This window comes from Psychrobacillus vulpis (assembly GCF_006861825.1).
GTDB lineage: Bacteria > Bacillota > Bacilli > Bacillales_A > Planococcaceae > Psychrobacillus > Psychrobacillus vulpis.
This window is the reverse complement of record NZ_VDGI01000003.1, coordinates 342,898-353,983: the sequence shown is the minus strand read 5'-3', so window position 1 is coordinate 353,983 and position 11,086 is coordinate 342,898. Positions and strand designations below refer to the sequence as shown.

Genomic DNA, 11,086 nt, shown 5'->3' with positions numbered 1-11,086 from the left:
TTTTTTTTACTTTTCTTCCTTCAATAGGCTCATAATTCTTTTCAGATTTACTGCAAAGATTGCCATTGCACCTTGCATCTGTATACCGAATAGACCCGCGGATGATGCTACATCATACCCGTGTCTATGTTTTAGTTCACTATTTTTCGCCTCAATCTTATAGCGTTGTTTTGCCTTTTCTTTAAAACCTTCGGTATTTTGAAATACTTCATGGTCTTTATGTTCCGTCGATTTAATTGTGACAGAATACGTTTTACTTTTGGCGCCTTCTTTATAACACCCATCTCTAAGAGGACAGACCTGACATTTTTTAATATCAAAATAATACGTTTGACGTGGATTCCTACCTTTAATTTTCTTTAGTGTGCCTGCTTTACGAATAGCCATATGCCCAGCCTTACAAACAAACATTCCTGCATCTTTATTGAACTCAAATTCGTCTTCCTCCGCACGGCCACCTTGTGTAATCATCGGATTCAATTTTGATATCAATTCCATTTTGTTTTTCTTTGCATATTGAATATTATCTTTTTCCGAATAGGCGGAATCCCCGATAACCGTTTTTATTTCCATACCTGTTTTTCGGCTTTTCTCAATCAATTCTTGCAGATATTTCCCATCACTTTTTTCACCTGTTGTCACAATTGCAGCTGTAATTAGTCGTTCATCATTCATTGCGACGTGTGTTTTATAGCCGAAAAATGAAGTATCTTCCGTTTTGTGACCCACACGTGCATCCTGATCCATTGAGAAATCAAGATGTTCCGTAAAATCCTCCACTACTTCTTTTAATACATTTAATTTTTCCTGAACAGCCGGAATTCGTGCAATATGCGCTTCTTTTTCGACAACATTAATAATCTCCCAGCAATAATCTACTTCCTTTTTCACTTCGTCAGAAGTGTTTTTTGAGGGGAACTTTTCTTTCATTGACTCATCAATTTGATAGACTGCTTTTCGTACACTTTTTGATTTCTCCATTAGAAATTCTTTGGGTGATTTTTGGTTATAGCGTGATTTCGTATGTGTGGAATCCACGATGATGGTTTTACTTTTAATCAGATCTTTTTCCAATGCGATATCAACAGTCTTATAAATAAGCATGTCTAATAAACCCACGTCTTGAAGACGAAGTTTACGGAATTTCGTTAATGAACTTGGATCGATAACAGGATCTTCCGGGGCCATCCCCAAGAAATATTTAAAGGACATATCATATTTCGAACGCTCTACTATGTCTACATCCGACAAGTCGAAGATTGACTTCAGCAGTAAATATTTAAACATACGAATCGGTGGCACTGCATTGCGTCCATTATCCAGGCAATATTTACTTTTTAATTCCTCGAGAATGAATGTGAAATCAACAAGTTCATTAATTTGGCGAAGCATATTATCTTTTGGGACGACGATATCGTAAATCGCCAAGAACGGGCTTAAGTTGAGGGTTTCTTGGTTTGAAATCATAGGAAGCACCACCTGCATATTAGTACTTTTATTATAATGGAGAAGGAAGGAATTGTGTGAAACTATGTGTTGTTTGGAGAAGCGTCCGCTCGACTCCAGCGGGAAAGCGTAGTAATTTAGACCCCACAGGAGCTTGCGACGAGGAGGCTAAATTCTTCGCCCGTGGAAAGCGAGCGGTAAGCTTCGGAAAACTACGGGGGAACTTCATTAAAAGTGAAACTATATGGACTTTTTCAGTGGCCTCCGGAAAGGGAGCCGTTTCAACGATTTTCTTATTCGTTGGAATATTGACAACCCTATGAATAAGAAGTCTTTCCAGTGCCCTCACTAGGCTCGTGCGAGGCCATGGACACTCTCGGAATTAGAAAGAAAAATGCACAAAAAAACAAAAGGTTTCAGAAATGCCGTACATTCACGAAAACCTTTTGTCTTTATACTGAAGCGAAAAGGCCATTTTTAGCCTTTTCGTTTTCTTTCTATTTCCTGAGCTATTTGTATGCCGTGGAATCGTCCATTCTCAATAAATATTTCATTTGCATTATTTCCTGCAGCAATTACACCGGCTATGAATATGCCTTCTACATTCGTTTCCATCGTATCAGTATGATAAATTGGTCTGCCGGACGATTGATCGATTTGAACTCCCATTTTCTCTAAAAATAAATGATCCGGATGGTAACCGGTCATTGCAAAAACAAAATCATTTGCGACTTGAAAGTCACCATTAGCACTTCTTAAATAAACAAACTGTTCATCAATGGATAAAACTTCTGTATCAAAATGCATATCAATTTCTTTGTTTCTTACTAATCCATCAAACTCAGGTAATATCCAAGGTTTAATACTTGGTGAGTAGTCGCTCCCTCTGTATGCGACAGTCACGTTGGCACCAGCCTTATTTAACTCTAATGCAGCGTCTATTGCAGAATTTTTACCACCAATAACTAAAACATTTTGAGCAAAGTATGGATGTCCTTCTTTGAAATAATGGCGGACTTTCTGTAAATCTTCACCAGGAATCCCCATATAATTCGGATTATCATAGTAGCCTGTGGCAACAATAACATAATCCGATCTGTACTTAGCTTTTGATGTAGTAACTAGAAAAGAGTTTTCCTGCTTTTCCACACTGTTTACAGACTCATATTTATTTACTTGAATATTTCTTAATTTTACCACTTCTCTATAGTAAACAAGAGCTTGATTTCGCTTTGGTTTTCTCTCTTCTACAATAAATGGAACGTCTCCAATTGCTAATTTTTCACTCGTACTAAAAAACGTTTGGTGTGTAGGATAATTATAAATCGCTTCCACAATATTTCCCTTTTCAATAACAATACAATTCAATCCAAGATCTTGAATCGAAATTGCGGCAGCAAGTCCGCAGGGTCCTCCACCAATTATTAATACATCTACTTTCTGTTCCAACCGTAAAACTTCCTTCCAACATTCTACTATTCATTTCTTTCTGCACTACCAAATAATGTGATGACATGACATTCTGATTTTGCACCTAATCTGAATGGAACACCAGTTGTACCAAAACCATTACTCACTAATTCTGCACTATTTTCTTTTAATTTAAATGCACCATTCTCATAAATTCCAAAAGGACCAAAACGAATTTGACCTCCATGTAAATGTCCTGCTAGTAGTAGATGAGGGCTTGCTACTCTTTTTGCATTATGAAAAAATGCAGGTGCATGGGTTACAAAAATAATAATCTCATCTTTTACTACATCTTGAAATGCATCATATATATTAACCTTACCACTAAATCCATCATTAATGCCAACAAGGCGAATGGGAGTAAAATCAGTGTTTATTGCTACCGACTTATTATTTAATATGCAAACTCCATTTTCTGCAAGGAGGGAATTTAATAATTGTTCTCCCACCTCTCGATCATTATTTCCATATACATAATAAACTTCCCCTAGTTTACTCAGCAATTGTAAGTTCTTCTCCGTGCGCTTCAGAGGTACTCCTTTTTCTGTTAAGTCTCCTCCAATTACAACAATATCTACTGCCCCCATAAGTGAATAGATGAGCTTATCCGATATTTTCCTTCGATGGATATCTGAAATAAAGAATAGATGAAATTGTTGCCCATCCTTCATTTCATTTATACGAAATGTATGCTTTTTTACGTTTACTTGAAACGCTAAATAAAGCATATAAAGAAATAAAAGGAGTAGGACTAAAAAAATAACTACAATGACATATTTCAACTGCAGTCCTCCTAATTAAGCATACAAAAAGACAGGGTTCAATCCCTGTCCTCTAGTGCGTTTCAATACTGATTATATTATCAATCTTTTTCAATATGGAGTACGCGAAATCCTGATTTTTCGAGATCTGCAATTATTCGATCCGTTTTATGATCATTTTCAATTTTAAGTACAATTCGACGTACTAGCTTATCTGTTTCATCGAATGTAACAAGTGATATTACAGGTGTATGGTATTTGTGCAGAATATCAGACACTTTTAATATACGTCCTTCTGATTCAATAGCAGTTAATGTTAATCGTGTTCCTTGACTGTTCATACCAAATGCACTTTTGAATTGGGTAATCGTATCGTATCTTGTAACGATTCCAAGAAACTTACCTTCGTCTAACACTGCAATAATTGGAAAATCATATAGTTTTACTAATGCTTTTTCAAATACATCTTCTAAGTTTACAAACGTATCTTCTCTCGTAACAATATCCAATACAGAAGTTTGTTTTAAAAATGTTTCTTTATCTAAACCACTAAAGTAATACGCTTTGTATAGAAGGTATTTATTGAACATACCTTTATATGTTCCATTTTCTAGTATTGGTAATGCATCTATTTCTCGCTCTTCTAGCTTATGAAGTGCTTCCAATACAGGAGTATTAACATTTACAGTTAAACATTTTTCTTTTGGAATCATTACACTTTTAACAAACATCTAAACACCTCTTCCAAACGGGATATATTTATATATTCTACAAAAGTTATAATTATCCTTCTTTTATACACTTTTTACGGCAAAATCAACTGTTGACCAGCTGAAATATTATTCGATGATAAACCATTCGCCGCTTTAATTTTCTCTACAGCATCAGGATTATTATAATAATTCATCGCAATACGATAAAGTGTTTCGTTTTCTCGCACAATATGTGTTTTAGATTGGTTTTCCGCTTTTATTTCTTCTTTTGGCTCTGTTTTTACTTCTTCTTTTTGTTCTTGTTTTGGCTCTTCTACATTTGTTTCATCATTCTCTTCTGTTTTTGGAGCAGTTGTTTCTGTATTAGTTTCTGTTTCTGTTTTTTCAGAACTAGAATCTTCTTTATCTTCACTTTCCTCGTTATCTTCTTTGTTACCTACATTTGATATTGGTTTTGTTTCAACGTGGATAACACCTTTACTAGATACTTCCTCATTTTCTACTTCAGGAACGTAGAAAAATTTAACATAGATTAGTATACAAACAGGTATTAAAATAAACACAAAAAATAAAGAAGGTAAAAGTAAGTTTTTAGATTTTTTCTTAGGCTTTTTCGAATATGTTGCTCTTCTACTTCTTCTAGACTCTACTTGATCATCTTCGTGACCAATCGATTGTCGATGTTCATCAATTTTTTTTTGGTAATCATCATTATTCATATTGTTCAAACTCCATTCATTCCTTCATTACTAACTCTATTATGACGAATTTTGTTGAAAAAGTAAACTTCTCGTTGGGAATACTATTTAATGCAACAGTTCATTTAGTCGATATACCCAATTTAGTTGTTGTTTCTCTACTTCTGTTTGATTTCTTTGTTCCAACACATCTCGAATATCAAATGAACATACATTACAACAATTACTAGGTCTTTTTTCAAGATACTCATCGAAGTTGTTTAATAGCTGCTCTCTAATACATAGGTCATTTTGAAACAATGAAAATAAGCTCTGTATTTCCAACCATTTTTTTTGTTTAATATTTCGAAATAAATCAATAGTTTCTTGTTCAGATAATACTTCTTTCCAATAACTTAATATACGTGTAGTAGTTTCAGGTAACTGTATTTCCGTGCTTTCTGAACGGTAGAATAGTTGTATATCTGCATCTTCTGGAAAGTCTTGCATAGCAACATAATAAGCTTGTTCAACATCTGAACTCGTATAAACAAGGGAAGCAAGGGATTGGTTACCATCCCTTGCTGCTCTGCCTACTTCCTGCACATAGCTAGCAATAGATGTTGGGATATGATCATGGATTATTTGACGAATATTATCCTTATGAATTCCCATCCCAAACGCATTAGTAGCACAAACCCAATCGAGTTTACCTTGTTGAAACTGTTGCTGGATGAGAATACGATCATCTTGCTCCATTTTAGCATGATAGAATGCAACACGAATCCCTCTATTACGGAGTTCTTCTGCATAAAATTCTGATTTCTTTCTTGATTGAGTATATAAAATTCCTGGGCCGTTTGTTGTAGTTATTCTCCCAATAATCCACTGTACTTTTTCCTGCTGATTTTCTAATTCCTTTACTTCATATGCTATAGATGGTCGATCTATCGAATGAATAAACTCATAAGGCTCTTTCATATGTAATGTGGATTTGATATCGCTTACTACTTTTTTAGTTGCTGTAGCCGTTAATGCAAGCACATTTGTTTCCTTAAAAGATTTTAACCAGCTAGAAATTCTTAAATAATCTGGGCGAAAATCGAATCCCCATTGCGATATGCAATGCGCTTCATCTGCCACTATGTATGCAATTTGAATAGTTGATAACATCCGATTAAAGCGTTCATTTTGAAGCATTTCAGGAGAGGTAAAAATAAATTTAAAGGTGGACAAGTTTCGAAGTACAAATTCCTTTTCTTCAAAAGATAAAAAAGAATTGATCGCTACTACTCGTTTCTCTCCCATTATTTTCAATTGCTCCACTTGATCCTGCATTAAAGATAGAAGTGGTGAAACGATCACAACTGTGCCCTCTACTAAATAAGCTGGTAATTGAAATAATAATGATTTCCCCATACCAGTTGGGAGGATTGCAATTACATCTTTTCCAGCTATCACTTGTTCGATAATTTCCTTTTGACCATCTCGAAAAGCGGAATAACCAAATTTTTGTTGAAGTACTTCCGTCAACCTATCCATTTCATGTTTCCCCTTTTGTAAGTGCAATTCTAATTTGAAAAAAACTTAAATCCGGAACATGATCTCGAATCACTTTTAATTTTTTCGTTTGGAATTCATGTGAGATTTGCAATACTCTATTTAATTGATCATTTGAAATGAAAGGGTAAATAGGAAAATGTCGATTGGCAGATACAATTTCTATAACATGATCTTCAATTGTATTTTTTTTCAAAGAACGCATTTGTGCAATCTCCTCAATCGAGTATCCTTTTTCAAATAAAAGATTTGTTTTCATGGCTGATTCTGTAAGTGGCGTGACCACTTCAATATCTTTTGTTAAGATATACAGATCAGGATGTTTTTCTGCGTTTATAGTATGTAAAGCAATATGTAAGCATTCAATAAATAACAACTTTACATCAAGTACACTTTTATTATAATAACGAGCAAGTTGTTCCCAGGTTAAACCACTTTTATCATAACCACTTAATCGATATACAAATAATTCACGGTGGATATCTTCAAAGCTAGAACTTCCAATTAAATCCATTATCTGTTGTTTCAATGAAACAACAAATCCAGGCTTTTTAAAATCATTTTCTATTAAGTAAGTTCTTACAAATTGGTGAACGGTTTGATCTTTTTGATTTGGGACAAACTTATTCTCACTTGCTTGAAAGTAAGATAACGTTTGTACCACTAGTTCCAATCGACTAAAGAAAATATGCTCGTTTCCTCTATATATCCAGCCATTATACATAGGCTTACGCATTGACTTTATTTGATGCAGACCTTTTTCTGTTAATAAAATGGTAGATTCATTTGATTTGATATATTCATTTGCTAAAAGAGTCGAGATTTCGTCCTTATATTCTTCCATTGATAGCTTAGAATAAAGGGAAAAAAAAGAATGTAGATTAAAATACGTCACATCTTGTATTGTTTGACCTGATTTTTTACCTTTCAACAAGTAAAATGGTGCTGTAGAAGACCGTTCTCCACGAAATTTATGTATGACTAATAATAATATTTGATGAAAAAACAATTGGAATACCTCACAATAAAAAAGTATTTTTGTTGAAATGTCATGTAAACAGCTTTAGAATGAATACGATAGCTTTTTCGTGTTAGTTGATATAAAGGAGAGAATAATGTAATGGCTAAATATACTATTGTAGATAAAGATACATGTATCGCTTGTGGCGCATGTGGCGCAGCTGCACCAGACATATATGATTATGATGATGATGGAATTGCGTTCGTTATTTTAGATGATAACATGGGAACATGCCAAGTTCCAGAAGAACTGTTAGAAGATATGGAAGACGCATTTGAAGGTTGTCCAACAGATTCTATTAAAGTAGCGGAAGAATCTTTCGAAGGCGACGCTTTAAAGTTTGAATAGATTGAGCAAAACCACTCAAGTTTAATTTCTTGAGTGGTTATTTATTGTCCAATTTTTACTACTAATTGTCCAAAATTTATTGTTTTATGTCCAACTTTTACGATAGATTGTCCAACCTTACTTGAAAATGCTTTATTTTGAACAATCTTGGAAACAAAAAGGCCGTTTCTCTATTTCTTGAGAAACGACCTTTTTTTAATTTATTTTTGGAAACCGAAATGAATTCGTGACTTTATCAAGTAAGGGCTTCATACGCTTAAATAAGACAATCATAACTGTCGTTACTAATATGCCTTTTATAAGATTAAACGGTAAAATACCGAAAATAATTGAATTAAATAACGCAGTTCCTGTTTCCATAGGGAAATTTAAGAAATAAGAATACATTGGTAAAAATACATAGTAATTTAAAATGCTCATCCCAATAGCCATAGAAACCGTTCCACAAGCTAAACCATAAGTAATTCCTTTCGATGATGTAGCTTTACGATAAATCAAATAAACTGGTGTTAAAAATAAAATACTTGTTACAAAATTAGCCATATGGCCTACCGGTACACCTGTCGGACTACCTGCGAATAACCAATCTAGCACATTTTTTAATAATGCTACAAGAATTCCGGCAATTGGACCCATCGTAATAGCAGCAATTAGTGCCGGAATATCACTGAAATCCACCTTTAAATATGCTGGTAATACTGGTAACGGAAAAGCAAGCAGCATCAAAACAAATGAAATACTACTTAACATTGCGATTGCAATAAGCATTCGCGTTTTACTTTTTGACATAATGTCCTCTCTCCTTTTGCGATTCACTCCACAAGAAGAAAGGTTCAGAACGTATTCCATACTCAAAAAATCCCTTAAGCTATTAATAGGCTTAAGGGAGAAACAAGGCACACTTAAATAAGCGCATCCGCAATAGAGTATACGAAAAACGACTGTACCTTCACCTTCTCCCATCCAGACTATACTGTCGGCTTTGGAATCTAACCAAATCCTGCCATTACGGCTCGCGGGCTTAAGAAAAAAATCTTCTAATACCGCCGATCGGGAATTTCACCCTGCCCCGAAGATGAATCAATATTTTGTTGTCTTTCAAGATATTTATCTTGAATTAATAACATTTTAACAAAAATAATACCGTTATGCAATATAACTGCTCCACATTTCCAAATGAAAAAAAGAACGCCAGTCCTTGAAAATCGTCAAGGCTGGCATTCTTGATTATTGTTCACTCATGATGAAACCATTTGGTCCTAGAGGGACTGGAAGAGGTTTTGTTAAATCAAACTCCTCCCATTGTCGTTGCAAAACGTTATCCAATCTTACTTCAGTACCAAAACTATTTGCTGTTAAGGCAAAAGCTTCGATTAGCCGAGTCGCTGCAAAAGAATCCATTTTTTCTAAATCAAGCGGCTGATTAAAATGAATAATCCCAATTCCATTTTCCTCTTTATAAGAGTATGTCACTTCTTTCGGTATGACGGAAGAATATATATCATTATCAACTTGTTTCATTGCTAATATTGCTTCAGATACGGAATCATACGTTGCTCGAAAATTAGGGGATAAATAAACATTACCATTATTAGCAAGATAATTGTAGTAATTATGGTGTCCTAATTGGCCTTCAAGTTTACTTGGTTCGTTCAAGACACCAACTTGATCCCACTCAATCGGCGAACCGTCCTCATTTACAATTGCAATTGAATCAAAATCTGTAAAAATTTCATTAATAGAGCCCCAGTAAGGTCCCGAAGTTCCAGATGCAGTATCATATCCATGGTCTTTAGGTAAGAAATGCTTCAGTGTTTTTCCTTCATCTACAAAATAACCTTTGTATGGATGATATTCATTGAATCCTAATTCCTGTTCATTAATCATACTTGCATAACGTTCATACAATTGAAAACTTTTAGGTGTCATATTAGGGAAATCATTTTCTATCTTTTCTTTTGGGATTATTATCGTAATAGGAACTGATAATGCATTTTCTATTAATGAAAAGTGAAATATAGTTCCTTCATCTATACTATTAGCATATACAGCAGTTGTATTGCTAAGTGGTGTTAACGAAATATTAGATTCAACAAAACTTGACATGGTAGTCATTTCTTCTGTTGATTTTGTTTCGATTTCATCACTAGCCATAGAGGCCTCTTCTTTTGGCTTTGTTTCTATAGAACGCATATTATCTTGCATACTACTCTTTTCTTCTTTACTACTAGAACTGTCTTTAAGCATGGCAGTTTGATCATCATTCAAGTAGGATGATACTAAAAATGTAAGAACGAGTATGGAAGCAACGGATACTAAAAATGGTATCCACTTAGAAAAAGAAACGCCAATTACTTTTCTCTTTTCTTCCTTCAATTGAGCTTCAACTACCAATTTTACCCCATTATACACATCTTCTTTTGAACGATGATCTGTAAATTTGGGCATTTGACTTAATAGCTCATCAAGTGCATCTTCATCTTTTTTCCAATCACTCATGATGAACCTTACCCTCCTTGTCTGATACAGATAACCGCTCACGAAGTGCTTTTATAGCACGATGTTGCGTTGTTTTCACTTTCCCTTCCGACCAATTTAACACTTGTGCTGTTTCTGTAATGGAAAGTTCTTGGAAATAACGCATAACGATAACCATCTTTTGATCCCCTGTACAATCATCTAAAGCAAGAAGCAATGATCTCATTTCGTCATTTAACTGAACTAGATCTTCTGGAAGCATATCAGAAGAAGCGAGCTGCATTGTTTCCCAATCGAAGGATTCAAATAATCTCTTCTTTCTAACTGTTTGTTTCCTGAAATGATCAATGGCGACATTTTTAGCAATCGAAAATAACCAAGTTTTTTCTGAGCTCTTGCCTTCGAATCTGCTATATGCCCTTAAAACACGTACATATACCTCTTGGACCAAGTCTTCCGCAGTTTGTCTATTTTTCACTAAATAGATGAGAAACTGAAAAACGTCTTGATGATAACTATCATACAAGCGGTGGAAAACGGAGTCATTCATATGCTCCCCCCGTTCTATAAATTAGTCGTTCATGAACTGTTTTTGTTTCACTTACACTCAAA

At 34.5% G+C, this 11,086-nt stretch carries 11 protein-coding genes and 1 riboswitch; of the genes, 1 reads left to right on the top strand and 10 read right to left on the bottom strand.

Translation table 11 applies throughout. The features are described 5' to 3' along the window. Positions 1-6: 6 nt before the first annotated feature. The 7 genes from FG384_RS05695 to FG384_RS05665 form a co-directional block, all read right to left on the bottom strand. Positions 7-1,467, bottom strand: a complete 1,461-nt coding sequence (locus FG384_RS05695; RefSeq protein WP_142641618.1) for an IS1182 family transposase — start codon at positions 1,465-1,467, stop codon at positions 7-9. Between the two features lie 456 nt (positions 1,468-1,923). Continuing rightward, positions 1,924-2,895, bottom strand: coding sequence for a YpdA family putative bacillithiol disulfide reductase (locus FG384_RS05690; protein ID WP_142641617.1), 972 nt, complete (start codon positions 2,893-2,895; stop codon positions 1,924-1,926). A gap of 26 nt (positions 2,896-2,921) precedes the next feature. Then, positions 2,922-3,698, bottom strand: a complete 777-nt coding sequence (locus FG384_RS05685; RefSeq protein WP_142641616.1) for a metallophosphoesterase — start codon at positions 3,696-3,698, stop codon at positions 2,922-2,924. Positions 3,699-3,778: 80 nt separating this feature from the next. Continuing rightward, positions 3,779-4,408 (bottom strand): CBS domain-containing protein, encoded by a 630-nt coding sequence (locus tag FG384_RS05680; protein WP_142641615.1) that lies wholly within the window; start codon positions 4,406-4,408, stop codon positions 3,779-3,781. Positions 4,409-4,482: 74 nt separating this feature from the next. Further along, complete coding sequence (locus tag FG384_RS05675; RefSeq protein WP_142641614.1) at positions 4,483-5,109, bottom strand: LysM peptidoglycan-binding domain-containing protein; 627 nt, start codon at positions 5,107-5,109, stop codon at positions 4,483-4,485. 87 nt (positions 5,110-5,196) lie between these two features. Then, positions 5,197-6,609 carry a RecQ family ATP-dependent DNA helicase gene (locus tag FG384_RS05670; protein ID WP_142641613.1) on the bottom strand — a complete coding sequence of 471 codons (1,413 nt, stop codon included), beginning with the start codon at positions 6,607-6,609 and terminating at the stop codon, positions 5,197-5,199. A gap of 1 nt (position 6,610) precedes the next feature. After that, complete coding sequence (locus FG384_RS05665) at positions 6,611-7,636, bottom strand: YpbB family protein (protein ID WP_142641612.1); 1,026 nt, start codon at positions 7,634-7,636, stop codon at positions 6,611-6,613. Positions 7,637-7,747: 111 nt separating this feature from the next. On the opposite strand from FG384_RS05665, the gene FG384_RS05660 reads away from it, so the two are divergent. After that, positions 7,748-7,996: a ferredoxin gene (locus FG384_RS05660; protein ID WP_142641611.1), complete on the top strand. Its 249-nt coding sequence runs from the start codon at positions 7,748-7,750 to the stop codon at positions 7,994-7,996. Between the two features lie 195 nt (positions 7,997-8,191). On the opposite strand, the gene FG384_RS05655 is transcribed toward FG384_RS05660, so the two are convergent. From FG384_RS05655 to sigX, 3 genes are all read right to left on the bottom strand, one after another. Beyond that, positions 8,192-8,785 carry an ECF transporter S component gene (locus FG384_RS05655; protein WP_142641610.1) on the bottom strand — a complete coding sequence of 198 codons (594 nt, stop codon included), beginning with the start codon at positions 8,783-8,785 and terminating at the stop codon, positions 8,192-8,194. A 158-nt stretch (positions 8,786-8,943) separates the two neighbouring features. Continuing rightward, positions 8,944-9,077: riboswitch (FMN riboswitch) on the bottom strand. A gap of 146 nt (positions 9,078-9,223) precedes the next feature. Then, positions 9,224-10,495 carry a hypothetical protein gene (locus FG384_RS05650; RefSeq protein WP_142641609.1) on the bottom strand — a complete coding sequence of 424 codons (1,272 nt, stop codon included), beginning with the start codon at positions 10,493-10,495 and terminating at the stop codon, positions 9,224-9,226. Further along, positions 10,488-11,024 carry an RNA polymerase sigma factor SigX gene (gene sigX, locus FG384_RS05645; RefSeq protein ID WP_142641608.1) on the bottom strand — a complete coding sequence of 179 codons (537 nt, stop codon included), beginning with the start codon at positions 11,022-11,024 and terminating at the stop codon, positions 10,488-10,490. Before sigX ends, FG384_RS05650 begins: the two co-directional genes overlap by 8 nt. Positions 11,025-11,086 lie beyond the last annotated feature (62 nt).

Bases quoted from the DNA above. Each gene is read 5' to 3' on its own strand.
- FG384_RS05695 (WP_142641618.1), bottom strand. From the start codon at position 1,467: ATGATTTCAAACCAAGAAACCCTCAACTTAAGCCCGTTCTTGGCGATT.
- FG384_RS05680 (WP_142641615.1), bottom strand. From the start codon at position 4,408: ATGTTTGTTAAAAGTGTAATGATTCCAAAAGAAAAATGTTTAACTGTA.
- FG384_RS05675 (WP_142641614.1), bottom strand. From the start codon at position 5,109: ATGAATAATGATGATTACCAAAAAAAAATTGATGAACATCGACAATCG.
- FG384_RS05670 (WP_142641613.1), bottom strand. From the start codon at position 6,609: ATGGATAGGTTGACGGAAGTACTTCAACAAAAATTTGGTTATTCCGCT.
- FG384_RS05660 (WP_142641611.1), top strand. From the start codon at position 7,748: ATGGCTAAATATACTATTGTAGATAAAGATACATGTATCGCTTGTGGC.
- FG384_RS05655 (WP_142641610.1), bottom strand. From the start codon at position 8,785: ATGTCAAAAAGTAAAACGCGAATGCTTATTGCAATCGCAATGTTAAGT.
- FG384_RS05650 (WP_142641609.1), bottom strand. From the start codon at position 10,495: ATGAGTGATTGGAAAAAAGATGAAGATGCACTTGATGAGCTATTAAGT.
- sigX (WP_142641608.1), bottom strand. From the start codon at position 11,024: ATGAATGACTCCGTTTTCCACCGCTTGTATGATAGTTATCATCAAGAC.